Source organism: Dyadobacter sandarakinus, assembly GCF_016894445.1.
Taxonomy (GTDB): Bacteria; Bacteroidota; Bacteroidia; order Cytophagales; family Spirosomataceae; genus Dyadobacter; species Dyadobacter sandarakinus.
In genome coordinates this window covers 4,627,214-4,653,003 of the sequence record NZ_CP056775.1, presented here as the reverse complement: position 1 = coordinate 4,653,003, position 25,790 = coordinate 4,627,214, and the positions used below count along the sequence as shown (strand labels likewise).

15 protein-coding genes, 2 tRNA genes and 3 rRNA genes are annotated in these 25,790 nt (G+C 46.4%); 18 read left to right on the top strand and 2 right to left on the bottom strand.

Going from position 1 to position 25,790, the window contains the following annotated elements; translation table 11 throughout:
- The first annotated feature begins 11 nt into the window (after nt 1-11).
- The 6 genes from HWI92_RS18980 (at nt 12) to HWI92_RS18955 (ending at nt 10,674) form a co-directional block, all read left to right on the top strand.
- Nucleotides 12-3,356: a DUF4175 family protein gene (locus HWI92_RS18980; protein WP_374757881.1), complete on the top strand. Its 3,345-nt coding sequence runs from the start codon at nt 12-14 to the stop codon at nt 3,354-3,356.
- Between the two features lie 172 nt (nt 3,357-3,528).
- Entirely contained in the window at nt 3,529-3,942 is a 414-nt protein-coding gene (ybeY, locus tag HWI92_RS18975) for an rRNA maturation RNase YbeY (protein ID WP_204658196.1), read from the top strand.
- A gap of 54 nt (nt 3,943-3,996) precedes the next feature.
- Nucleotides 3,997-5,859, top strand: coding sequence for a tRNA uridine-5-carboxymethylaminomethyl(34) synthesis enzyme MnmG (gene mnmG / locus HWI92_RS18970; protein ID WP_204658194.1), 1,863 nt, complete (start codon nt 3,997-3,999; stop codon nt 5,857-5,859).
- Nucleotides 5,860-6,753, top strand: a complete 894-nt coding sequence (locus HWI92_RS18965) for a class I SAM-dependent methyltransferase (protein WP_204658192.1) — start codon at nt 5,860-5,862, stop codon at nt 6,751-6,753.
- Nucleotides 6,754-6,824: 71 nt separating this feature from the next.
- Nucleotides 6,825-8,438: an Ig-like domain-containing domain gene (locus HWI92_RS18960; protein WP_204658190.1), complete on the top strand. Its 1,614-nt coding sequence runs from the start codon at nt 6,825-6,827 to the stop codon at nt 8,436-8,438.
- 451 nt (nt 8,439-8,889) lie between these two features.
- On the top strand, nt 8,890-10,674 hold the full coding sequence (locus tag HWI92_RS18955; RefSeq protein WP_229248310.1) for a tetratricopeptide repeat protein: 1,785 nt from the start codon (nt 8,890-8,892) through the stop codon (nt 10,672-10,674).
- A 113-nt stretch (nt 10,675-10,787) separates the two neighbouring features.
- On the opposite strand, the gene thrC is transcribed toward HWI92_RS18955, so the two are convergent.
- On the bottom strand, nt 10,788-12,092 hold the full coding sequence (gene thrC / locus HWI92_RS18950) for a threonine synthase (protein ID WP_204658186.1): 1,305 nt from the start codon (nt 12,090-12,092) through the stop codon (nt 10,788-10,790).
- 165 nt (nt 12,093-12,257) lie between these two features.
- On the opposite strand from thrC, the gene pruA reads away from it, so the two are divergent.
- The 9 genes from pruA to HWI92_RS18905 all read left to right on the top strand — a co-directional run bounded on the left by pruA (nt 12,258) and on the right by HWI92_RS18905 (nt 20,665).
- Nucleotides 12,258-13,889, top strand: a complete 1,632-nt coding sequence (pruA, locus tag HWI92_RS18945) for an L-glutamate gamma-semialdehyde dehydrogenase (protein ID WP_204658184.1) — start codon at nt 12,258-12,260, stop codon at nt 13,887-13,889.
- 249 nt (nt 13,890-14,138) lie between these two features.
- A 16S ribosomal RNA gene (locus HWI92_RS18940) occupies nt 14,139-15,647 on the top strand.
- A gap of 46 nt (nt 15,648-15,693) precedes the next feature.
- Nucleotides 15,694-15,767: transfer RNA gene (locus HWI92_RS18935), tRNA-Ile, on the top strand.
- 58 nt (nt 15,768-15,825) lie between these two features.
- Nucleotides 15,826-15,899 (top strand) — tRNA-Ala (locus HWI92_RS18930).
- A gap of 72 nt (nt 15,900-15,971) precedes the next feature.
- Nucleotides 15,972-18,795, top strand: a 23S ribosomal RNA gene (locus HWI92_RS18925).
- Between the two features lie 155 nt (nt 18,796-18,950).
- Nucleotides 18,951-19,062 (top strand): 5S ribosomal RNA (gene rrf, locus HWI92_RS18920).
- Together the 16S, 23S and 5S rRNA genes with 2 tRNA genes alongside form the textbook arrangement of a ribosomal RNA operon.
- A gap of 412 nt (nt 19,063-19,474) precedes the next feature.
- Complete coding sequence (locus tag HWI92_RS18915) at nt 19,475-19,828, top strand: helix-turn-helix domain-containing protein (RefSeq protein ID WP_204658182.1); 354 nt, start codon at nt 19,475-19,477, stop codon at nt 19,826-19,828.
- Nucleotides 19,829-19,856: 28 nt separating this feature from the next.
- Nucleotides 19,857-20,351: an IS3 family transposase gene (locus HWI92_RS18910; protein WP_204658180.1), complete on the top strand. Its 495-nt coding sequence runs from the start codon at nt 19,857-19,859 to the stop codon at nt 20,349-20,351.
- Nucleotides 20,324-20,665, top strand: coding sequence for an IS3 family transposase (locus tag HWI92_RS18905; RefSeq protein WP_229248308.1), 342 nt, complete (start codon nt 20,324-20,326; stop codon nt 20,663-20,665). The genes HWI92_RS18910 and HWI92_RS18905 overlap by 28 nt, the downstream gene beginning before the upstream one ends.
- Nucleotides 20,666-20,736: 71 nt before the next feature.
- On the opposite strand, the gene nagB is transcribed toward HWI92_RS18905, so the two are convergent.
- Entirely contained in the window at nt 20,737-22,677 is a 1,941-nt protein-coding gene (gene nagB / locus HWI92_RS18900; protein WP_204664688.1) for a glucosamine-6-phosphate deaminase, read from the bottom strand.
- 343 nt (nt 22,678-23,020) lie between these two features.
- Here nagB and glyA point away from each other — a divergent pair, with 343 nt between their 5' ends.
- From glyA to ribH, 3 genes are all read left to right on the top strand, one after another.
- Nucleotides 23,021-24,325 carry a serine hydroxymethyltransferase gene (gene glyA, locus HWI92_RS18895; RefSeq protein WP_204658176.1) on the top strand — a complete coding sequence of 435 codons (1,305 nt, stop codon included), beginning with the start codon at nt 23,021-23,023 and terminating at the stop codon, nt 24,323-24,325.
- Between the two features lie 153 nt (nt 24,326-24,478).
- Nucleotides 24,479-25,180 (top strand): tetratricopeptide repeat protein, encoded by a 702-nt coding sequence (locus HWI92_RS18890; protein WP_204658174.1) that lies wholly within the window; start codon nt 24,479-24,481, stop codon nt 25,178-25,180.
- Nucleotides 25,181-25,271: 91 nt separating this feature from the next.
- Nucleotides 25,272-25,778, top strand: coding sequence for a 6,7-dimethyl-8-ribityllumazine synthase (gene ribH, locus HWI92_RS18885; protein ID WP_204658172.1), 507 nt, complete (start codon nt 25,272-25,274; stop codon nt 25,776-25,778).
- Nucleotides 25,779-25,790 lie beyond the last annotated feature (12 nt).

Here is a 25,790-nt window from a genome sequence, read left to right as displayed (position 1 = left end):
CACATACAAGCATGGCTGCACCTTTCACCCCGGCGATGGAAGGCCTGTTAATCCGCATACAGGAATACCGTCAAAAATATTACCAGAATCAGCTTCTGAAAGGGTCCATACTATCCGCCGGACTGCTGCTTTCTGTTTTTCTGTTTTTTAATACCATTGAATATTTCGGAAGGTTCAGTACCACCGTGCGCGGGCTGCTCTTTTTCGGGTTTCTGGCTGTACTGGTATTTTCATTTTTTCAATGGGTTGGCAAGCCGCTCATTCATTTGTGGGGAATCAGGAGACCGATTTCTGATGAGGTTGCAGCTTTGCAGATTGGCTCCTACTTTCCCGAGATCGGCGATAAGCTGGTCAATACGCTGCAACTACGAAGCCTTTCGGGCATGCAGTCAGACCTTATTGAAGCCAGTATCCGGCAAAAGTCTGCCCAGATGCTCATCGTGCGTTTTTCAGACGCAATCCGCTTTAATGAAAATAAGAAGCGTATCGGATATGCCATTTATCCTCTCGCTGCCATCGCGGTCATTCTGCTTATCAATCCTTCCTTTTTTTCGTCGAGCTCCGACAGGATCATTCACTTCCAGCGCAATTACACATATGCGCCATTTTCATTTGTATTGGAAAACAAAAGTCTGAAAGCTTTCCGGAATGAGGACTTTACATTAAAACTGAAACTGAAAGGCGACGCCATACCCGGCGCTGTGTACCTTGTACAGAATGGATCGAGGTTCAAGCTGACGCAGGAAAGCAGCCGGGATTTTTCGTATACTTTCAAAAACCTGCAGCGTGACGTAGCTTTCTCTTTTGATGCTGCGGGCTTTGCTTCGGATCCATACAGGATTACGGTCAGAGAGCGGCCATCACTGCTTTCGTTTGATGTAAACCTGCATTACCCGGCTTACCTCAACAAGCCGGCGGAAGGTCTGAACAATGTTGGGAACCTGTCGGTACCTGAGGGTACTACCATTGAATGGGACTTTAATACCAACTCAACAAATACATTGGGGATCAGGTTTGAGAATGACTCCGCACTTTATCAGGGCAGGGAAGGTACGAACGATCATTTTCAGGTTCGAAGATCGGTACGAAAGTCGGCCCAGTATGAGGTTTTACTGAAAAATGAGGAAGTATCAAACGCTGAGAAAATCGGGTACTTTATCAATGTCATCCCTGACAAATATCCGGTCATGAGCATTGAGAATTTCCAGGATACTACGCTCTACAATTACCTGGTACTTGGCGGTTCCATCAGCGACGATTACGGATTTTCACAGCTGAAAATGTTTTATTCTGTAAAGAGGGTAGGGGAGCCGTCCGCCACTGAACCGAAGAGCATACCTGTTCCTTTTAATAAAACGGTCAACACACAAAGCTTTTTCTTCCAATGGTACGTAGACAGCCTTAAACTTAATCCGGGCGACCAGATTGACTATTATGCCCAGGTGTGGGACAATGATGGCGTAAATGGCCCGAAAAGTGCCAAATCCAGACCGATCCGCTTTACTGTACCATCCCGTGATTTGCTGGAAGCCGAGATCAGGAAATCAGAGCAGGAAACGGAAAACCAGATGCAGTCGGCCATGAAGAAGGCGCAAAGCCTGCAGAAAGATCTCAACAACCTCGACAACCGGCTGAAAAGTAACAAGGAGCTCGATTTTAAAGAGCAGAAACAGATTGAGGAAGTTTTGAAAAAAAGAGAAGAGCTGATGAAAGAACTGCAGGCTTTGCAGGAAAAGCATCAGAATTCCAATGAAAAGTCGAAGCAGTTTAACCAGCAGAGCCCGGAACTTCAGAGCAAAATTGAGCAGCTGCAAAAGCTGATGAACGACCTCATGAATAATGATACCGACAAGCTTTACAAAGAGCTTAAAAAGCTTTTGGAACAAAAACAAAGCGACCGGATGTCGAGCATGATGGAAAAGCTGAAAAACAAGGAGGGAAATCTGGAAAAAGAGCTGGAACGCACCATGAAGCTTTTCAAGCAGATGCAAATGGAGCAGAAGATGGAAAACCTTACTGAAAAGCTGAATGAGCTGGCAGAGAAGGAGGATGCACTTGCGGAGAAAACCCAGGAGAATGACAAGAACAAAAATGCCGCGGATAAGCAAAGCAAGAATGAAGATCTGAAAAAACAGCAGGAAAGCATTCAGCAGGAGTTCAGCAAGGCTGAGGAAAATTCGAAAGAAATAGAGAAGATGGCCGAGGAGCTCGAAAAGCAAATCGATATGCCCAAGGATGAGCAGAAAAATGCGTCTGAGAAAATGGAAGAGGGAAAGCAGCAGCTGAGCAAGCAGCAGAACTCAAAAGCTTCCCAGGCGCAGAAAAAAGCGGCTCAGTCCATGAAAAAAATGTCGGAGTCGATGGCTGAGGCGATGGAAGCACAGGAAATGGAGCAGATGCAAGAGGACCTGGATGCATTGAGGGACATTCTTGAAAACCTGATCACCCTTTCTTTTGACCAGGAAACACTGATGAAGGATTTCAGGGGCGTAAGCCTGCAGGATCCTCGGTTTGTAAAACTGGGCCAGCAGCAATTAAAGCTGAAAGACGATGCAAAGATTGTTGAAGACAGCCTGTATGCACTGGCCAACCGCGTGGTGCAGATACAATCTTTCATTACCCGCGAGCTCAATGACATGAAGTCGTACATGGATGAGAGTGTGAAAAGCATCAAAGACAGGCAGATTAATCAGGCTACTTCCAAGCAGCAGTTTGCAATGACTTCCATGAACAACCTGGCCTTGATGCTGAGCGACGTATTTAACCAGATGCAGCAGCAGATGGCGATGGCTATGCCGGGATCGGGTAAGAGCAAGAAAGGGAAGCAGAAAGGAGAGCAGCCGGGAATGGGTGAGATGCAGGAAAAGCTCAACGGACAGATCAAGCAGCTTGGTCAGGGTAAGGAAGGTCAGGGTAACAACTCAGAACAACTTGCCCGCATGGCGGCTCAGCAGGCGATGATCAGGCAGATGGTACAGGAACTCATGGAGTCTCAGAAGGGGAGCCAGGCCGGCAAGCAAATGGAGAAAGAACTGCAGGAGATTGCCGAGAAAATGGACCAGACTGAAACTGATCTCGTCAACAAGAAGATTACACCTGAGCTGATCAAACGTAACCAGGAAATTACAACGCGGCTTCTGGAATCGGAAAAAGCGGTGAAGGAGCAGGATGAAGATGAGCAGCGCAAGGCACAGGCGGCCAGGCAGCAGCCACGCCAGCCACCTGCCGCATTTGAGAAGTACATCCGGGAGAAGGAAAAGCAGACCGAGCTGCTTCGGACGATCCCGCCTACGTTCTCTCCATTCTATAAGCGTGAAGTTGACACATACTTCCGCAAGTACCAGGCGAAGAACTGATTTTTAGCGGCTTTTGTTGCATATATCCGGCACAGGTGCACCGTACAACGGGATCCTGCTGCCGGATAAATTTTTGTAACGGGATAGTTCGTATTTTTGCAAATTATTTCACGTTAATGCATTTATAGGTTTACAGCATAAACATTGCTGCTGCCCGACCTGCCAGATTCATATGGTGAATTTCTTCACAGAGGATGTCGATTTTGATCTTGTTAAACCATTGAAGACAAAGAAATGGTTAAAGAGCATTTCAGAGTCGGAGGGGTATGCCGTAGGAGAGTTGAACTATGTTTTTTGTTCAGACGAATACCTGCTGGAAATCAACAAGCAATACCTGGATCACGACTACTTTACGGATATCATCACCTTTGACAACAGTGAGGAAGAACATGTACTTGAAGGTGACATATACATCAGCATAGATCGTGTGCGCGAGAATGCGGCTACCTTTAAAGCCGATTTTGACTTAGAAATGCGGCGCGTTCTGGCTCATGGCCTGCTTCACTTAATGGGGTGGGAGGATGCGGATGATGATCTTAAAAAACAAATGCGGGCGAAGGAAGATGAAGTCCTTAGCCGATTCTAGTTAAATTTCCACGTGGAACACTTTAATTAAAGTGCTTCAACAAGTGACAACAATATGTTTCAAGAATATGACGTGATTGTCGTGGGTGCAGGCCATGCCGGGTGTGAGGCTGCTGCCGCTGCGGCAACGATGGGGTCGTCCGTACTCCTCATTACCATGAATATGCACACGATTGCACAGATGTCCTGCAACCCTGCCATGGGCGGTGTTGCCAAGGGGCAGATTGTGCGGGAGATTGATGCGCTCGGCGGTCAGTCCGGTATTGTCAGTGACCGTACCATGATCCAGTTCCGGATGCTGAACTTGTCCAAAGGACCTGCTATGTGGAGCCCAAGGTGCCAAAGCGACCGGGCGCTCTTTGCCCAGGAATGGAGGAACATCCTTGAACAGAATCCGAATGTGGATTTCTGGCAGGATACTGCCAAGGAAGTCATCATTGAAGACGGGAAGGCAAGAGGTGTAAAAACCAGCCTCGGTATCGAAATCCGCTCAAAAGCGGTAGTCCTAACCAATGGCACCTTCCTGAACGGACTGATTCACATTGGTGAAAAAAACTTTGGGGGTGGACGCACAGGTGAAAAGTCAGCTACCGGATTAACGGAGCAACTCGTTTCCCTGGGATTTCAGGCAGGCCGGATGAAAACGGGTACACCTCCGCGCGTGGACGGGCGCTCGCTCGATTACTCCAAAATGGAAGAGCAGCCAGGCGATGAGAACCCGGCTAAATTCTCCTACACCGATACGAAACCACTGGCGAAACAGCGGAGCTGCTGGATAACCTACACCAATTCCGAAGTACACGAAGTGTTACGTACCGGATTTGAAAAATCGCCCATGTTCTCCGGCCGCATCAAGGGACTGGGACCAAGATACTGTCCCTCGGTGGAAGACAAGATTAACCGGTTTGCAGATAAAGACCGGCACCAGATATTTGTGGAACCGGAGGGTTGGGATACGGTTGAGGTGTATGTTAATGGATTTTCTACTTCTTTGCCTGAGGATGTCCAGTATGCCGCATTGCGTAAAATCCCCGGCTTTGAGAATGCCAAGATGTTCCGTCCCGGCTACGCCATCGAGTACGACTATTTCCCGCCCACACAGCTGAAATCAACCCTTGAAACGCACCTGGTTGCTGACCTGTTTTTTGCGGGTCAGATTAATGGAACGACAGGGTACGAGGAAGCAGCCTGCCAGGGTTTGATGGCGGGCATTAATGCACACCGGAATGTACATGCACTTTCACCTTTTGTTTTGAAAAGGTCCGAAGCGTACATCGGGGTGCTGATTGATGATCTCATTAATAAAGGGACCGAAGAACCTTACCGTATGTTTACGTCCCGTGCTGAGTACCGCACGCTGCTTCGGCAGGACAATGCTGATATCAGACTTACTGAAAAAGGCTACGAAATAGGATTGGCAGATGAATTGCGACTGGAAAATGTCCGTACGAAAATCCGTGAAACAGGAGAGATCATTGATCTGATGTCGGCTACTAAACTGTCCCCGGCAGAAATCAACGATGCACTGGAAGCAATGGGAACGGCGCAGATCCGCGAGAAAATGTCAGTAGCGCACATACTCAGACGTCCGCAGGTTTCCATCGATGCATTGATCAGATCCAATCTGACAGTAGCTGCCTTGCTGGCCAACTATGCAGAGGACTCTGTTCACCAAGCGGAGATCAGCCTGAAATACGACAGCTATATTGAGAAAGAGATGCTGCTGGTAGAAAAGATGAACAAGCTCGAAAACCTGAGCATTGTAGACAATTTCAACTACGATGTAGTTACCTCACTCTCTTTTGAAGGCCGTGAAAAACTCAAACGTACCCGTCCTTCAACCATTGGGCAGGCTTCCCGTATCAGCGGGGTGAGTCCGTCGGATATTTCCGTACTTATGCTTTTTATTGGAAGATAAATGTCCCTCGAAACATTAGAAAATTGCCCTGTTTGCGGGCACACCAACTTTGAAAATCACCTGCTCGTGGAAGACTATACGGTCTCTCACGAGCAGTTTCATATCTGCCGGTGCAGCTCATGCTCCTTTTTGTTCACCAATCCACGGCCTCGTGAGGCATCTATCGGAGGGTACTATGCATCGCAGGATTACATTTCGCATCACGACGATCGGAAAGATCTGATGAGCTCGGTGTACACTTCCGTAAGGAATTACACCCTGCGTCAAAAAGTCGGAATGATTAATGACCTGGCAAAAAGGAGAGGAAGCCTCCTCGACATTGGCTGTGGTACCGGTGCATTCCTGAATGCTGCGAAAGATGACGGCTGGAAGATCAGCGGAACAGAGCCTGACCCCGATGCCAGGGGTATTGCTTCGGGCAGGGTAGGTGCTCCTGTCTTTGAAAACATCCAGGCAGCCGAAATCCAGCAAAAGTCCTTCGATATTATTTCCCTCTGGCACGTTCTGGAACATGTCCACCAACTCAATGAAACCATTAAATGGATAGGCACTCACCTGAATCCGGGCGGGAAAGTAATTATTGCAGTACCCAATCCAGAATCGGCTGATGCCCGAAAATATGGTCCGCAATGGGCCGCCTACGATGTGCCCCGCCACCTCTACCATTTTACAAAAGCATCCATGCAAAACCTGCTTGGAAGGCACGGGTTACAGGTAGCAGAAGTGCGGCCGATGTGGTTTGACTCTTTTTACGTGAGTATGCTCAGCACAAAATATAAGAGTGGCAAAGTAAGGCTTGCTGAAAGCTTTATAAGCGGAGCAATATCCAATATCCGGGGTACGAAACCATCCGTAAATACATCCAGCCTCATTTACGTTGTTTCAAAAAAATAACATTTTTTAAAATCATAAAGCAGCCCTCAGTACGTAACACTTGTATTGAGGGCTTTTTTCAATTCATACCAATGTTCAGAACCTTTCTCATTGCTGTAATCTCTCTCCTTATTTTCGGTCGCTGTGCTCAGCAGGTCACTCCTACAGGTGGTAAAAAGGATTCCATTCCGCCCGGTCTGCTGGAAAGTAACCCGGTCAACAAGACATTAAACTTCAAGGGCAAAGTTGTCGAGCTGTTTTTTGACGAGTACGTGATTGTAGATAATATCAATCAAAAGCTTGTGATCACTCCCGAGGCCGACAACCCTTATTCCTATAAATTGAATGGTCAGTCGGTGCGGCTGACATTCAAAAACGAGTTTAAAGACAGTACTACTTATACCCTGAATTTTGGTGATGCGATCAAGGATTTTGCAGAAAAGAACCCCGCAAAAAACCTGAAAGTAGTGTTTAGTACAGGCGCTACACTTGACTCGGGAAGGGTATACGGTACATTGAAAGACATTCGTACCAGCAAGCCTATCTTTGATGCCCTGGTGGGACTCTATAACATTTCAGATACGCTCGACATTGCCAAACAAAAGCCCTACTACTTCTCCCGTACAGACAGCTCCGGCAATTTTTCCATTGAAAATGTTCAGACAAGAAATTACAGACTGATTGCAGTTGATGACAAAAACCGGAACATGCTTTACAATGCAAAGGACGAGCGCGTAGGTTTTTTGAACAATGAGATCAGTGCAGGCGCTGATTCCGTATCCTACCTGCTGGACATGTTCTTGTCCGACAATACGCCGCTCAAAGTACAGCGAACCCTGCCGCGGGTCAACAATTATGCAATTGTCTTCAATAAATCTGTGGAGCGCGTGGCGGTCAATTTCGTTAACAAAGATTCGCTCCCCTACCTGCTGGAAAACCCTACAACACTGAAATTTTTCAATGTTGAACCTCATCCTGACTCTACGATCGTGAAGCTTACGGTTACTGATTCACTCGGTGCCAGTGCTGAGTTTGATCAGAAAATCGCGTTTCAGGCACAAAGAGGAAAAGAGCGGCAGCGCGATCCGTTTTCGATCAGTACCGAACCGGAAAGCAACAAGCCACTCACGACGGATTTCAGATACAAGTTTGTTTTTAACAAACCTGTAAAAAAACTCGGCGCAGACAACATTGTGCTCATTACAGACAGCCTCACGCATGAGCCGCTGAGTACATTTCCGCAAACGTGGAATGCCACGCACAATGAACTTGTAATAACTGCCAAATCTTTCGCGAAGGATTCCGTGAAGTGGGACCTTCCCAAAGGCAGCATCATCAGTGTTGAAGGCGATACCCTTCCCAAAACCCTCTTCAAACATCCCCATTTGAATGAAGAAAATTACGGCCAGGTCCAAGGCCGCCTGGTCAATGCTGATCCTGCAGTAAAATACATTGTGGAGTTGATTGACGAACAATTCAAAGTGATCGCTACGCAGTTTTCAAATACTTACACTTTCAGGTACATCCCCCAGGGCAAATACCAGCTGCGCGCAACCCAAGATCTGAATGGGAACGGAAGGTGGGATACGGGTGAAGCAAAAGCGGGTCTTCAGCCGGAGCCGATTTTCTTTATGCCAGACAAATTCCTGCTCAAGGCGAACTTCGAACTGAATGATATAAACATAATACTCCCCAAAAACCAATAATCTTATACACTTAATGTGGATAACTATGTGCATAACCGCGTTTATTTGTTGGTAAGACCCCGAATTTTGTGGAGAATTGTGTGTATAACTCGTATTTGCTGTGGATAAATAATTGATTTTGCTCCTCCAGTGGACAACACCCAGGCTAATCCGGAGTTAACAGCCTGTTGATACACTATAGCTGCAGTGGATAACTGAATTCCATAAAAACAGTGTTCTATCCACATAGTAATGTGAATAAGATTTTAATTATCTTGTATATCAGCTCACTACAATGTGAATTCTCTTTCAGTGACTGTTGATAAACCACTTTAGTTATCAACAATATGTTGATAACTATGTTAATCTTAAGTGGATAAGTTAGTTATCCTCATTTCCACACAACTAATAATCCATAATAATGAAAGGAAAATTTTTTTTATCTATTAAGGAAGGATTACTGAAGGGTTTATTGATAAGCATTTTGGTTCCGGCGGCGGCGGCGCTGGGGCAGAGCGACCGGGAGCTGGCGGAGGAGTATTTCAAAAGCAATGACTGCCCGAAGGCCATTACTTATTATGGGAATATCCTAAAGTCTTCCTTCGAGAAGGCCGCGCTTAAAAACTATACGACTTGTATTGTCAAGACGAAGGAGTGGAGTGCCGCCGAGCAGCTGTTTAAAAAGCAGATCAAGGCAGATGCTGCCAATTCAAGCTGGTACCATATCTATTGGGGTATCATGTTGGAAGCTCAGGGAAAAGCACAGGAAGCCGCTAAGCGTAATGAACAGGCTATTGCCGCTGCCGGATCAAGGATTGACCTGCGCCGGGATATGGCCGAGGAATTCAGGACACAGAACAAGCCCGAACTTGCCAGAACTGTCCTATTGGAAGCCAGGCAAATTACCAAGAGAGACGACCTGTTTCAGCTCGAACTGGCAAGCGTGTACCGCGACCTGAACAGTCCGGAAAAAATGATCGACGAGTTGCTTTCCTATGGCATGCGCTACCAGAATACAGAAGTAGTGCAGAACATGCTGCAGGATTTTACCAAAGATGAAAAAGAGCAGGCGTTGCTGGAAAAGGTACTTTATGACAAGATCCAGAAATTTCCGAATGAGGGCTTCTACAATGAGTTGCTGATCTGGTACCAGATCCAGAAAAAGGACTTTTACAAAGCTTTCATTCAGGAACGCTCATTGGACAAGAGATTCAAGCACAACGGAGCAAGACTGTACAATCTGGGTAACCTTGCTTTACAGAACCAGGATTATGCCAATGCCGGCAATATATTTGATTATCTGGTAAAGGAGTATCCCAAAGGGCAGCTCTATCCGGTGGTTCGCAGGATGGCGATTTTTGCCCGTGAAGAACAGGTAAAAAATACCTATCCGATTAAGACTGCCGAAGTACAAAAGCTGCTCGGCCAGTACCAGGCTCTGGTTGATGAGCTGGGTGTCAATCTGCGCACGATGGAGGCATTGCGTAACATGGCTATTCTGAATGCCTTTTACATGAATGACTTCAAGGTTGCGATTAATATTCTGCAGAAGGCCATAGAAGCTGGAAAGCAGGAGAAGAATTTTGTAGACAAATGCAAGCTTGATCTGGGTGATATTTACCTGCTGCAAGGTGAACCCTGGGAAGCTACGCTCGTGTACTCCCAGGTTGAGAAATCACAGAAAGATGACCTGCTGGGATACGAGGCAAAGCTGAGGAATGCAAAGCTGCATTATTTTAAAGGAGAATTTGAACTCGCAAAAGCAGTGCTTGACATTTTGAAAAAAGCAACATCAAGAGAAATCGCGAATGATGCCAATGAACTCTCCCTGCTGATTATGGATAACACAGGACTGGATAGTACCGAGGCGGCCATGAAGCAATATTCGAATGTGGAGCTGTTGCTTTTTCAGAACAAGAGGTTTGATGCACTGGACACTCTGAAGCAGCTGTACACTAAGTATCAAAATCACAGCCTTGCTGATGAGATCCTATGGCTCACCGCAAGAACTTACATCAAGCTTGACAGTAACCAGCAGGCGATGGAAAACCTGCAGACGCTCTATGCCAAGTTTGGTCACGACATCTATGGAGACGATGCACTCTTCACCATGGCGAAATTGCTGCAGGAAAAATTAAATGATAAGGATCAGGCTATGAAGTTTTATCAGGAGCTAATGGAAAAATATCCGGGAAGCATTTTTGTTGCTGAGTCACGAAAAAGGTTCCGGCAGCTGAGGGGAGATGTAATCAACTAGCTCACGACATTTCAGACCAAAGAATAAGCCTTTCAGATTCAGATATTCACGGGACAATATACGTTCGTGAACTTCTGTGAAAATCTGAAAGGCTTATTTTTTAATTATAAATACTATAAAATGCTGATAAGCAATTCCTTAAAGTCCTGAAAAGAAGGCTTCATTTTCAAGGAAGTTTTTTCAACAGAAAGCAGTTTTTCCAATCGTTCAGGGATTTCTATCCTGAAACGCAGAGTATCCTCCACCAACTCGAGAAATTTGGCCGGGTGAGCTGTTGAGAGGAACACACCGGTAAAGTCGGACTGGTTTTTACGGCGGTACTCCTGCAAGCCCTGGTAAGCAACAGCAGTATGCGGACACATTACATATTCGTAAGCATCGTAAACTTTCCGCATAGCTTCTCTGGTTTGCTGGTCATCGAAGTAGAAGCCGGAAATTTTATCTGTGATCAGATTCCAGTCATCCTGCATAAAAGTCTTCAACCGTACAAAATTGCTCGGGTTACCTACATCCATTGCATTGGAAATAGTTTCAATAGAAGGTATCGGATCATAATCGCCGGATTCCAGATAGCTGGGAACCGTGTTGTTCAAATTTGTAGAAGCAACAAACTGCTCCACGGGCAGGCCCATGCGGTAGGCGAGTAATCCTGCACTAAGGTTACCAAAGTTTCCGCTAGGTACTGAAAAGACGACCGGCTTTTGTAAATGTTTTACTTGTGCATAAGCAGAGAAGTAGTAAAAAGACTGCGGGATCAGCCTTGCAATATTAATAGAGTTCGCAGAAGCCAGATGAAACCTGGCTTGAAGGTCTTCGTCCAGGAAGGCTTCCTTGACCAGCCTTTGACAATCGTCAAAATTACCGTCTACCTCAATCGCACTTACATTATGGTCCAGGGTAGTCAGCTGACGTTCCTGTATTTCACTGACTTTTCCTTTGGGGTAAAGGATTGTTACCGTAATCCCGGGAACCTTATAAAAACCCAGCGCCACAGCACCACCCGTATCGCCTGAAGTAGCTACAAGAATTTTGATTTCCTTTTGTGATTTTTGCAAAAAATAGGACATTAATGCAGCCATAAACCGGGCACCAAAATCCTTGAATGCCATGGAAGGACCATGAAAAAGTTCAAGCACAAAATCATTGCTACCAAGCTGTTTTACAGGCGCTTCAAAGTCAAAGGAACGTTGTATGATCTCCTCAATTTCTGCTCTGGTAATTTCATCCCCAAGTAAGGTCCAGGCAACCTCTGCTGCAATTTCATTAAATGTTTTTTCCTCAATATTGTTAAGAAACTGAGCGGATACTTTTGGAATGTATTCAGGTACATAAAGACCATTGTCGGAAGGAAGACTATTGAAAACAGCTTCTTCCAGGGATGCTTTCAGGCTGGGAGTTTTGGTACTATGGAATATCATTTCAATAATTGTAGTAGCCTTTAAGAAATCACAAATTTAAGGAAAAATAACCGGCTGGCATTTGTTATTCAAAACCATTGCGCACAGTTGTAGGGGTTTACAGCAGGACATATGGCCGCCAGCCGGTAAGAAGCAACTTTTTCATCCACATCAAATCAGCAAATTATGTCATTAGGAATTTTCAAGGCGCCAGCACCAAAAAATGAAACAGTCAGAAGCTACGTACCCGGGAGCCCCGAGCGGCTGGAACTGCAGAAGGCATTGGAAGAAGCCCGGTCAAAGGTTATCGAAATTCCGCAGTATATAGGTTCAGAGGAAATTTTTTCAGGGAACAGGCAGAAAGTAACACCTCCTCACGATCACCAGCATGTGCTGGGGTATTTTCATCAGGGGAGCAAGGAAGATGTAAATAAGGCAATAGCAGCAGCATTGAAAGCACGTAAGACATGGGCCAAAATGCCGTGGGAACACAGGGCAGCCATTTTCCTGAAGGCGGCGGATCTAATTGCTGGTCCGTACCGAGCTGAGATCAATGCGGCCACGATGCTAGGGCAATCAAAAAACGCTTATCAGGCCGAGATCGACTCTGCATGTGAACTGATCGACTTTCTGCGGATGAACGTTAACTATATGACGGAAATCTACCATCAGCAGCCGGCTTCCTCTGACGGCGTCTGGAACCGGATGGAACATCGTCCCTTGGAAGGGTTTGTTTTTGCAATTACCCCTTTCAATTTCACGGCCATAGCTGGGAACCTAGCAGCAGCGCCTGCATTGATGGGCAATGTAGTACTATGGAAACCCGCCTTCACGCAGGTGTATGCTGCGCACGTGATTATGAAAGTGTTCAGGAAAGCAGGTCTGCCTGATGGCGTAATTAATATGATCCTCATTGACGGCCCGGAAGCGGGCGAAATTATATTTTCTCACCATGAATTCGCTGGTATACATTTCACCGGAAGTACCAAAGTATTCCAGGAAATCTGGAAGAATATAGGTGAGAATATAGCACAGTATAAGAGCTTTCCGAGAATTGTCGGGGAGACAGGAGGTAAGGACTTTGTACTGGTGCATAAATCTGCTGATCCTAAGGCGGTAGCTACTGGTTTGGTAAGAGGTGCATTTGAGTACCAGGGACAAAAGTGCTCAGCTGCATCCAGGGCCTACATTCCTTCCAACCTGTGGGATGAAATACGTTCATTAATGTTAAAAGACTTGGATGAGATGAAGATGGGTGGAGTGGAGGATTTCGGTAATTTTATCAATGCAGTGATTGATGAACGTTCTTTTGATAAAATTACATCCTACATCGCCAGGGCAAGGGAAAGCAACGATGTTGAAATAGTTGCTGGTGGAACATATAGTAAGGATTCAGGCTACTTCATTGAGCCGACTATATTACTGGCACACCAAGCCGACTACGTGACTTTATGTGAGGAAATTTTTGGGCCGGTACTGACCGTCTATATATATGATGAAAATGAATTCGAGCAAATCATTCCTGTTATAGATTCAACATCTCCTTACGCGCTTACCGGTTCAATCTTTTCGAAAGACAGGGCAGCTATTCTTTATGCTTCCGAAAACCTGGTCAATGCTGCAGGAAACTTTTACATTAATGATAAACCGACAGGTGCGGTAGTTGGTCAGCAACCTTTCGGGGGAGCAAGAGGTTCGGGCACTAATGACAAAGCGGGATCCATGTTGAATTTGTTGAGGTGGGTTTCTCCGAGAGCTATTAAGGAGACGTTTGTTGAGGCTGTTGATTACAAATACCCTTTTCTAAGGAGTGAATAATTGAACTTTCGAGGATAAATATTTGAACAGAAAAAAGAACTTTCAAATATTCCTAAATATTTTCGGCACAGGTATTGACTTGAAAAAGTCTTTTTCTACCTTTGCAATCCCAATCGCAAACAGCGAAACAAACAAAAGGTTTGTAAGCGTGATTGGCTTGTTCTTTGACATGATGAGATAGACCAAAAGAGTAAGAAATACTCGTTTAGAAAAGACAAAGTGTTTTTTAGGAGACACTAAATAGAATTTACAATGGAGAGTTTGATCCTGGCTCAGGATGAACGCTAGCGGCAGGCTTAATACATGCAAGGCGAAGGGGCGGCAACGTCACTGTCGTACGGGTGCGTAACGCGTATGCAACCTACCTATCACTGGGGGATAGCCCGGGGAAACCCGGATTAATACCGCATAACACAGGGGTCCCGCATGGGTACTATTTGTTAAAGATTTATCGGTGGTAGATGGGCATGCGTTCGATTAGCTAGTTGGTATGGGTAACGGCCTACCAAGGCGACGATCGATAGGGGAGCTGAGAGGTTGATCCCCCACACGGGCACTGAGATACGGGCCCGACTCCTACGGGAGGCAGCAGTAGGGAATATTGGGCAATGGATGCAAGTCTGACCCAGCCATGCCGCGTGCCGGATGAAGGCCCTCAGGGTTGTAAACGGCTTTTATTCGGGAAGAAGAGCGAGGATGCGTCCTTGTGTGACGGTACCGAATGAATAAGCACCGGCTAACTCCGTGCCAGCAGCCGCGGTAATACGGAGGGTGCGAGCGTTGTCCGGATTTATTGGGTTTAAAGGGTGCGTAGGTGGCCTATTAAGTCAGTGGTGAAATACAGCCGCTTAACGGTTGAGGTGCCATTGATACTGATGGGCTTGAAATAATTGGAGGCTGCCGGAATGGATGGTGTAGCGGTGAAATGCATAGATATCATCCAGAACACCGATTGCGAAGGCAGGTGGCTACGATTGGTTTGACACTGAGGCACGAAAGCATGGGGAGCAAACAGGATTAGATACCCTGGTAGTCCATGCTGTAAACGATGAGGACTCGCTGTTGGTACGCAGGTATCAGCGGCTTAGGGAAACCGTTAAGTCCTCCACCTGGGGAGTACGCCGGCAACGGTGAAACTCAAAGGAATTGACGGGGGTCCGCACAAGCGGTGGAGCATGTGGTTTAATTCGATGATACGCGAGGAACCTTACCTGGGCTAAATCACAATAGACGTATTCAGAAATGGATATTCCAGCAATGGCTGTTGTGAAGGTGCTGCATGGCTGTCGTCAGCTCGTGTCGTGAGATGTTGGGTTAAGTCCCGCAACGAGCGCAACCCCTATGGTCAGTTGCCAGCACGTAATGGTGGGGACTCTGGCCAGACTGCCTGTGCAAACAGAGAGGAAGGAGGGGACGACGTCAAGTCATCATGGCCCTTACGTCCAGGGCAACACACGTGCTACAATGGGCGGTACAGAGGGTAGCTACACTGCGAGGTGATGCCAATCCCAAAAAGCCGTTCTCAGTTCGGATTGGAGTCTGCAACTCGACTCTATGAAGCTGGAATCGCTAGTAATCGCGTATCAGCTATGACGCGGTGAATACGTTCCCGGACCTTGTACACACCGCCCGTCAAGCCATGGGAGTCGGGGAGACCTGAAGCGGTAGGTTAAAGACACCGTTAGGGTAAAATCGGCGACTGGGGCTAAGTCGTAACAAGGTAGCCGTACCGGAAGGTGCGGCTGGAACACCTCCTTTCTGGAGACGAAAGATTCTGCTTTTGGTTTATCTTTATCATATATTAGGGCTTGTAGCTCAGGTGGTTAGAGCGCGACACTGATAATGTCGAGGTCCGTGGTTCGAGTCCACGCAGGCCCACGGAATACAAGGATTGCGGTCAGAAAATTGTTTCTGATTTTTGAGTATTGAAAACTTTGGGGGATTAGCTCAGCTGGCTAGAGCACCTGCCTTGCACGCAGGGGGTCAACGGTTCGAATCCGTTATTCTCCACATTACTGCTGTTAGAAGTAGTAACGAGTTCATTGACATATTGGAAAAGTAGAAGAGAAGAAGAATAAGGTCGTGCAAGCGACTTAAGGGCGCATGGGGGATACCTAGGCTCTCAGAGGCGATGAAGGACGTGATAAGCTGCGAAAAGTTACGGGGACAGGCACATACTGATTGATCCGTAAATATCCGAATGGGGCAACCCAGTGTAGTGAAGCTACATTACCCTACGGGGGGCAAACGCGGGGAACTGAAACATCTAAGTACCCGCAGGAGAAGAAAACAATAGTGATTCCGCAAGTAGTGGCGAGCGAACGCGGAACAGCCCAAACCAGTCTGGTTACGGCCAAACTGGGGTTGTAGGACCCATCAAGTGGATAAAGAGCGAACTGGAATGGTCTGGGAAGGCCAATCATAGAGGGTGAGAATCCCGTACAGGCAGTGACTTTATCTGAGTGGGTATCCTGAGTAAGTGGGGACCGGTGGAATCCCCTCTGAATCCGGCGGCACCATCCGCCAAGGCTAAATACTCCTGAGAGACCGATAGTGAACGAGTACCGTGAGGGAAAGGTGAAAAGTACCGCGAGCAGCGGGGTGAAATAGAACTTGAAACCATGCGCTTACAAGCGGTCGGAGCCTGTAATGGGTGACGGCGTGCCTTTTGCATAATGAGCCTACGAGTTACGGTTACTGGCAAGGTTAATGTTTGCAGAACAGGAGCCGAAGCGAAAGCGAGTCTGAATAGGGCGATTAGTCAGTGGCCGTAGACGCGAAACTTTGTGATCTACCCTTGGTCAGGTTGAAGCGCTGGTAACACATCGTGGAGGACCGAACCGGTAAACGTTGAAAAGTTTTCGGATGAACTGAGGGTAGGGGTGAAAGGCCAATCAAACTGAGAAATAGCTCGTACTCCCCGAAATGTTTTTAGGAACAGCGTTGTGGTTGAGTCATGTTCAGGTAGAGCTACTGATAGGACTAGGGGGAGTCAAATCCTACCAAATTCTGACAAACTCCGAATGGGGCATGATATACACGGCAGTGAGGGCTGGGGTGCTAAGGTCCCAGTCCGAGAGGGGAACAACCCAGAGCATCAGCTAAGGTCCCAAAATATATGCTAAGTTGAACTAAGGGGGTCCGACTGCAGAGACAGCCAGGATGTTAGCTTGGAAGCAGCTATACATTTAAAGAGTGCGTAACAGCTCACTGGTCGAGCGGGGCGGGCATCGATAATAAACGGGCATCAAGCATATTACCGAAGCTATGCGATAGTATTTATACTGATCGGTAGGGGAGCATTCTCACAGGGGTGAAGGTGTGGCGTGAGCTGCGCTGGACTGGTGAGAAAAGCAAATGTAGGCATAAGTAACGATAATGCGGATGAGAAATCCGCACACCGAAAGACTAAGGATTCCTCCGCTATGCTAATCAACGGAGGGTTAGGCGGGGCCTAAGGTATAGCCGACAGGTGAACACCGATGGACAGCAGGTTAATATTCCTGCCCTTGCTGTAAGTGTGAAGAAGTGACGGAGTAACATGGCTTGTACGTACTGACGGAATAGTGCGTTGAGCGGCGCCTACGGGCAAAGCGAACAGGCGAAGATACTTCCAAGAAAAGCTTCTGAAACGCCAGCTTATAGCAACCCGTACCGTAAACCGACACAGGTAGTCGAGAAGAATATTCTAAGGTGCTCGAGTGAATCACGGCTAAGGAACTCGGCAAATTAACCCTGTAACTTCGGGAGAAGGGGAGCCTCCTCTGCAAAGAGAGGCCGCAGAGAAATGGCCCAGGCGACTGTTTAGCAAAAACACAGGGCTCTGCCAAATCGAAAGATGACGTATAGGGCCTGACACCTGCCCGGTGCTGGAAGGTTAAGAGGGGATGTCACCGCAAGGGAAGCATTGAATCGAAGCCCCAGTAAACGGCGGCCGTAACTATAACGGTCCTAAGGTAGCGAAATTCCTTGTCGGGTAAGTTCCGACCTGCACGAATGGTGTAACGATCTGGGCACTGTCTCGGCCGTGAGCTCGGTGAAATTGTAGTAGCGGTGAAGATGCCGCTTACCCGCCACGGGACGGAAAGACCCCGTGCACCTTTACTATAGCTTTGCATTGTTTTCGGGTCAGGGATGTGTAGGATAGGTGGGAGGCTGTGAATGGGCGTCGCCAGGCGTTCAGGAGCCAACGTTGAAATACCACCCTTCGCTGGCCTGGGATCTAACCTGACTTGTGTCAGGAACCGTGCATGGTGGGTAGTTTGACTGGGGTGGTCGCCTCCAAAAGTGTAACGGAGGCTTCCAAAGGTCTGCTCAACACGCTTGGTAACCGTGTGTGGAGTGCAATAGTACAAGCAGGCTTGACTGCAAGACCGACGGGTCGAGCAGGTGGGAAACCAGGGTATAGTGATCCGGTGGTTCTGTATGGAAGGGCCATCGCTCAAAGGATAAAAGGTACGCCGGGGATAACAGGCTGATCTCCCCCAAGAGCTCACATCGACGGGGAGGTTTGGCACCTCGATGTCGGCTCGTCACATCCTGGGGCTGGAGAAGGTCCCAAGGGTTCGGCTGTTCGCCGATTAAAGTGGCACGCGAGCTGGGTTCAGAACGTCGTGAGACAGTTCGGTCCCTATCTGTGGTGGGCGTAGGAAGATTGACGGGGGCTGACCTTAGTACGAGAGGACCGGGTTGGACCCACCGCTGGTGAGCCGGTTGTTACGCCAGTAGCATGGCCGGGTAGCTATGTGGGGAATAGATAAGCGCTGAAAGCATCTAAGTGCGAAACTAGCCCGAAGATGAATCTTCCACATAAGGGTCGTTGTAGACTACGACGTTGATAGGCTGCAGGTATAAGTGTAGAAACACATTCAGCTGAGCAGTACTAATTACCCAACAGCTTGCACATTTAATCTTTATCTTTTTCTCTTCTACTTCCAATATGACATGAAAAAGCATGACCGAATGAATGAACGGCCCGCCGCTGCGGTGACCCAATGAGAGAATAAAGCATTATTCAATCATTCGAAATTCAATCATTCAATCATTGAACTCAAAGAGCTTGTTGGTGGCTATTGGACGGGTGTACACCTCTTCCCATCCCGAACAGAGAAGTTAAGCCCCGTACCGCCGATGATACCTGGATCAAACCCGGTAAAGTAGGTAGCCGCCACAATCATTATCCATAAGACCATCCCTCAAAAGATGGTCTTTTTTTCGCTTTAGACTACTGGATTGTGGCCTGAATGGTGTATGTGGGAATGTTTAGGTACTACTATTTATGAATTGGAATTAAAGAGCTTTACTTTTCTTCCTAGTTCAAGGAAGCATATCTTGTTAATATAAAGGAAAAAGCCTGGTCAATTTGCACTCCCCCCAAAAAGTTAGACACTTCTTGGGGGCATTTTTTATTGGTAAAGACAGAAAACACAATCTAGAGTTTAGGCTGACACTAGTCAGCTTGTATTTGAAAGGAGCTACTTTCAATGGTTTGTCAAAAGAATTTGGCATACCAGGTATCTGATACAAAGTGGGTTAGCCACTATCAACTTCATAGCGTGCCGAGTCTTCTTCCTCAATATGGCCGTTTGTACACGACAGAATTTAAGTTGCGGGTAGTAAAGGCTTATCATGACAAAGGGCTATCTTTGAGCCAATGCTGCCTTACATACAAAATACTCAGTATCAGTACGTTGTTTAGCTGGGTCAGACAATACAAGCAGTCTGGTGTAAATGGTTTGAACAATTCTCCTGGCCGGCCCCGCACAATAACAAAGAAAACCACATTCAAAAGAACCTACGGCCCTCTTACCCGCCTGGAAGAGTTTGAAAGGGAGAATTTGTACCTGCGTGCGGAGAATGAAATTCTAAAAAAGCTGGAAGCCTTAGCCCAGCAGGAGCAGCAAGAAGCAGCGCAAGGAAAAAAGCGTGATTGCTTATGAGCTAAGGTCAAAATTCCCGGTTGAATTATTGTTGCAAATCCTGAAAATCCCCAGGAGCAGCTTCTACTATCACCTGCAAACCAAGTCGGTGCCCGGCAAGCATGAGGATGCAAAACGTCAGAGCAGAACGATAAGAACGATATACCACCAGCACAAAGGCAGGCTGGGCTATCGCAGGATTACCCTGGCCATGAAAAATACAGGCACCTGCATCAACCACAAAACGGTTTTGAAGCTGATGAAGCAGTCAGGGCTGCGCCCACTAATACGCACCAGGAAGTATTGTTCTTACAAAGGAAAGACGGGCAGGGTTGCACCCAATGTTCTGAAAAGGGCTTTTCACTCCCAGCGTCCCGGCCAGAAATGGGCAACAAATGTAATAGAGTTCAAGGTCAAAGACCAGAAGCTGTATTTATCGCCCATTATAGGCCTTTTTAATGGAGAGATTGTTAGTTATAACCTCTCACAATCCCCAACTTCAAGCAGGTGGCCGATATGCTCAAAGCCGCGTTCAGGAAATTAGATCCAGAAACAGAGCTGATACTGCACTCAGACCAGGGTTGGCAATACCAAATGAAGGCTTACCAACGTATGCTGGCCGACAAAGGGATTACACAAAGCATGTCCAGAAAAGGCAACTGCCTGGATAATGCTGTAATCGAAAACTTTTTTGGCACTATCAAGTCCGAGTTGTTTTATCTCAAACAGTACCGCTCAGTGCAGGAGTTGAAAACAGAAATAAAACAATACATCCATTATTACAACCACGACAGGATCAGGCTTAATCTAAACAGAATGAGCCCGGTACAATACCGGACTCATCACACTAATCGTTAATTCTTAAACCGTCCAACTTATGGGGCAGTCCAATTACTACTGACTTTTTTCTATGCAAAAAATAATTACTTTCAGAACTTCCAACGAACAAACGCCTCCATTGCCTCATACTCCGCCAAGCCAAGATCATCATAAAGCTGTGCTGTACCTCTGTTTCTTTCTTCTGCACGTTGCCAGAACTCCCTGGAATCTTCTCCTTGAAAAACTACGCCGTCCTTTTGAGATTGATGTTTGAATATGCCTTGACGCTTTTTTAGAACCTGATCCGGGCTCATAGGAACAGCCATCTCAATTTCGTAAATATCCCACTCTGCCCATGCACCGCGATATAACCATACCCAGCAGTCCTTCATGAAGTCTTTTTCCTTGGATCTGTTAAGCGCAGCCTCAATTGCATCCCAGCATACCTTGTGAGTTCCGTGTGGATCGGCAAAGTCGCCGGCAGCATAAATCTGATGCGGCTTAATTTTTTCAATCAGATCTTCCACGATCTGAATATCAGCTTCTCCAATGGGTTTTTTTTGAACTGTACCTGTCTCGTAAAATGGCAGATCCAGGAAATGGGCCTGGCTTGTAGGAATACCTACAAAACGGCAAGTTGCTTTTGCCTCTCCTCTTCTAACCAGACCTTTTACTTTACGAATTTCAGGAGTGTCAATCTCACTGTCTTTTGTATGTCTTAAAAACTCTTTGGCATCCTGAAACAGCTTGGTTGTTTCGGGACTATTAATGCTGAAGCCACCATTGAAGTCAACAACAAAGTCGATAAACCGTAATGCTTCATCATCAGCTACGGCAATATTGCCAGAAGTTTGGTATGCTACATGAACTTCATGACCCTGATCAACCAGGCGCTGAAATGTGCCGCCCATTGAAATAATATCGTCATCCGGGTGCGGGCTAAATATCAGCACACGTTTTTTGGCAGGTTGTGCACGTTCAGGCCGATAGGTATCATCCGCATTGGGCTTGCCACCCGGCCAACCCGTAATAGTATGCTGAAGCTGGTTAAAAACATTGATGTTGATCTCGTAGGAAGCACCGTATTGTGCGAGGAGATCACTCATCCCATTATCATTATAATCCTTGTCTGTAAGCTTTAAAATAGGCTTGCCCAGTATTTTTGATAAGTGAGCTACCGCTTTTTTGATCATCTTATTATCCCAAACGACCGTATCCACAGCCCAGGGAGTTTTAATTCTGGTCAACTCTGATGCAGCACTTTCATCCACTACAAACGTAACATCAGAATGTGCCTGTAGGTACGAAGCAGGGTTTAGTTCACTTACAGGGCCTTCAACCGCGCCTTTGATGACAGAAGCTTTACGTTCGCCCCAAGCCAGCAGTACAATTCTTCTGGCATTTAAAATAGGAGCAATGCCCAATGTAATTGCCTTACGGGGAACGTTGTGCAGCCCGCCGAATTCCATACCTGCTGCGACCCTTGTAGAATGATCAAGCGTGATCAGTCTGGTACGTGAATTGATGAGTGAGCCTGGCTCGTTGAAACCGATATGACCATTTCCTCCAATCCCCAAAAGCTGGAAATCCAGCCCACCAACAGCATTTATTTTGTTCTCGTAAGAAATACAATAGTCTCGCAAAGCAGCCGATGGAACAGTACCGTCAGGAATAAAATAATTTTCCTGAGGTATGTCAACATGATTAAAAAGCTGCTCCTTCATGAACCGGTGGTAACTGTAAATGGATTCAGGCTCCATTTGGTAGTACTCGTCGAGATTGAAAGCAATGACATTCCTGAAACTCAAACCCTCTTCTTTATGCATCCGAACCAGAATGGCATATACAGTTTTAGGTGACGAGCCCGTAGCCAGGCCAAGAACACAAGGTTTACCCTCACTTTGTTTTTGGCGGATCAGGTCTGCAATTTCCTGAGCTACTGCGTTCGAAGCCTCTTTTGAATCGGCAAAGATCTGTGTGGGTATCTTTTCGTAAGTGATAGGCTGTCCAATGGTACCTTTGGTATTCTTGGAATGGTTAGTGGTTTGCATTAAAATGGTTTGAGGATTCAACGGTTGTTGGCTCATCTTTTGAGAAATTGATTAAGAGTTCGAGAAAAACCGGCTGTGATGTAGCCTGGAACTTGGATAAAAAGATATAAAAAAGCTATCAGCCTGGCAACTAGCCGCAAAAATACAATTTACAGACGTATATTATTAAAATAATTTAAAAAGAACTTCATCACGCTTGATCCTTACAAATCGTATAAAGTGAGCAAGCAAGAGTGCCAAACAAAAACTTGACAGAAATCCTGGAAGCAAATTTCGTTAGCCAACAAATGATTGTACTTTTGCACCTTATTCCAATCGTCACACCATTTTACACCAATATCCGATGTCTACACTCACCAGCATTGAGCGTGATACCACGATTTTTGACCTGATCAACCGTGAAAAGCACCGTCAGGAATCAGGTATCGAACTGATTGCCTCTGAAAACTTTACCTCCCGGCAGGTAATGGAAGCATCAGGCAGCGTTCTGACCAACAAGTATGCCGAAGGCCTTCCAGGCAAGCGTTACTACGGCGGCTGCGAGGTGGTAGACGAAATTGAACAAATTGCCATTGATCGCCTGAAAGAGCTTTTTGGTGCAACCTGGGCAAATGTGCAGCCACACTCGGGTGCACAGGCCAATACTGCGGTATTTTTGGCTTGTTTGAGCCCGGGCGATAAGATCATGGGCTTCAATCTTTCTCATGGCGGTCACCTTACGCATGGTTCGCCGGTTAATATTTCCGGCAAATACTTTCAGCCTGTTTTTTATGGTGTAGAAGCAGAAACAGGACTGATCGACTGGGATAAAGTAGAACAGACTGCATTGAAGGAGCGCCCGAAGCTTCTTATATGCGGCGCATCTGCATATAGCCGTGACTGGGATTATGAGCGCCTGCGCAATATTGCTGATCAAATTGGTGCCTTATTGATGGCTGATATCTCGCACCCTGCCGGACTGATTGCAAAGGGCTTGCTGAATGATCCGTTTGATCATTGCCATATTGTTACAACTACCACGCACAAAACACTTCGTGGTCCACGTGGGGGAGTAATCATGATGCGTAATGATTTTGAAAATCCATTTGGAATCAAAACGCCAAAAGGTCAGCTGAGAACCATGTCTTCACTCCTTGATTCGGGTGTATTTCCAGGAACACAGGGCGGCCCTCTTGAACATATTATCGCTGCAAAAGCCATTGCTTTTGGTGAAGCTTTGAGCGAAGGATATTACAACTATGCAACTCAGGTTGCTAAAAACGCCCAAGCCATGGCGGCGGCTTTTGTTGAAAAAGGATACAGGATTATTTCTGGCGGGACAGATAACCATTTGATGCTGATCGACTTGCGTACCAAAAACGGAGTTGATTCTGGTCTTACCGGTAAGCTGGCCGAAAATGCATTGATTAAAGCCGATATCACGATCAACAAAAATATGGTACCGTTCGATGATAAATCGCCTATGGTTACTTCCGGTATCCGGGTAGGAACGGCTGCCATGACCACGCGGGGACTGATAGAGACGGACATGGCGCGGATCGTTGAACTGCTCGATACTGTTTTAAGCAATCACGATAATGATAGTAAGATCAATACGGTAAAAGGGGAAGTGAATGAATGGATGAAGCAATTCCCGCTTTATAGCTAATCTATTTTCACCTTTTGCAAAACAAAACTGCCCGGTTATAAGCCGGGCAGTTTTGTTATAGGACCAGCGCTTTACCAGCATGCAAAGAATTGTTTCCTAAGTTGTTTGACTTAAAAACTTTCGTAAATTTGCACTCCAAATTCGAATACTTATATGAGCAAGAAACACGCAGACGGATCCGGGCTTGAGATCATTGAAACACCTGAAGCGCTCGCTGGGAAAATCAGCAAGGCCGAGGTTTTTTTCATTAAAAACCGGAAGGTAGTTTTGGGTATCGGGGCGGCTATTCTGCTGGCAATCGTGGCTTTTGCAGGCTATAAGGCTTATATCGCAAGTCAGGAAGGTACCGCACAGAATGCATTGTCAAGCGTAATTTATGATTTTGAAGCAGATTCTTTGCAGAAAGCCCTGAACGGAAGCGGTGGCAATGAAGGCTTGCTTTCAATTGCTGATAACTATAAAGGAACAGATGCAAGCAACCTGGCCAGCTTTTATGCAGGTGTAGCCCTTTTGAAGCAAGGTAAATTTGATGACGCAATCAACCACCTGCAATCATTCAGTTCTTCTGATCTTCTGGTTCATGCCCGCGCTCAGTCTCTGATTGGGGACGCATATTTTGAAAAAAATCAACCTGCGGAAGCTATTTCATACTACAAAAAGGCAGTTGATTCTGAAAAGAACGAGTATTTCACACCCGTTTACCTGATGAAACTCGCGCTTGCACAAGAAAAAGCAAATCAGCCGGCTGATGCAGTGTCAACCTATAAACGGGTTATCGATGAATTCCCGCTTTCGTCAGAAGTGGTGAATGCAAAGAAATACATGGGACTTTTGGAGGGACAGGTCGGCAAATAATAGTATAATTATTACTGTCTCTTGGAAGGATAAAGCCGATAAGGTTTTATCCTTTTTTTATTAATCTTGGATCATTTTAACAGAAAATAATATGTCAAGTGCCGACAAAAACCTAAGCGTTTTTAATACAAATGACCTGCCGGATATATCTGATAAAAAGTTTGGGATACTGGTAGCCGAGTGGAACAGCGAGGTGACGGAAAAACTTTTTGAAGGAGCATACAACACCTTGCTGCAACATGGAGCGCGCGAAAAAAACATTGAACGCGGCAATGTGCCGGGAAGCTTTGAGCTTACATTGGGTTCGCAATGGTTTGCGGGCAGGGAAGACATTGATGCCGTAATTGCATTGGGAGTGGTTATTCAGGGTGAAACAAAGCACAATGATTACATCAACCATGCCGTAGCGCATGGGCTGACGAATGTAGGTATTAAAACAGGTAAGCCTGTCATTTTTGGTGTATTGACCCCCAATAACATGGAGCAGGCACTCGATAGGGCAGGAGGGGTGCACGGGAATAAGGGAGATGAAGCTGCTATGACCGCAATCAAAATGCTGGGTCTTAAGAAGAATATATCAGGAGGTTTTTTCTTTTAGAATCAAATTTAC

Excerpts from the sequence above, each read along its gene's own strand:
- HWI92_RS18980 (WP_374757881.1), top strand. The coding sequence starts at position 12 with ATGGCTGCACCTTTCACCCCGGCGATGGAAGGCCTGTTAATCCGCATA.
- ybeY (WP_204658196.1), top strand. The coding sequence starts at position 3,529 with ATGGTGAATTTCTTCACAGAGGATGTCGATTTTGATCTTGTTAAACCA.
- mnmG (WP_204658194.1), top strand. The coding sequence starts at position 3,997 with ATGTTTCAAGAATATGACGTGATTGTCGTGGGTGCAGGCCATGCCGGG.
- HWI92_RS18965 (WP_204658192.1), top strand. The coding sequence starts at position 5,860 with ATGTCCCTCGAAACATTAGAAAATTGCCCTGTTTGCGGGCACACCAAC.
- HWI92_RS18960 (WP_204658190.1), top strand. The coding sequence starts at position 6,825 with ATGTTCAGAACCTTTCTCATTGCTGTAATCTCTCTCCTTATTTTCGGT.
- thrC (WP_204658186.1), bottom strand. The coding sequence starts at position 12,092 with ATGATATTCCATAGTACCAAAACTCCCAGCCTGAAAGCATCCCTGGAA.
- pruA (WP_204658184.1), top strand. The coding sequence starts at position 12,258 with ATGTCATTAGGAATTTTCAAGGCGCCAGCACCAAAAAATGAAACAGTC.
- HWI92_RS18905 (WP_229248308.1), top strand. The coding sequence starts at position 20,324 with ATGCTCAAAGCCGCGTTCAGGAAATTAGATCCAGAAACAGAGCTGATA.
- nagB (WP_204664688.1), bottom strand. The coding sequence starts at position 22,677 with ATGCAAACCACTAACCATTCCAAGAATACCAAAGGTACCATTGGACAG.
- glyA (WP_204658176.1), top strand. The coding sequence starts at position 23,021 with ATGTCTACACTCACCAGCATTGAGCGTGATACCACGATTTTTGACCTG.
- HWI92_RS18890 (WP_204658174.1), top strand. The coding sequence starts at position 24,479 with ATGAGCAAGAAACACGCAGACGGATCCGGGCTTGAGATCATTGAAACA.
- ribH (WP_204658172.1), top strand. The coding sequence starts at position 25,272 with ATGTCAAGTGCCGACAAAAACCTAAGCGTTTTTAATACAAATGACCTG.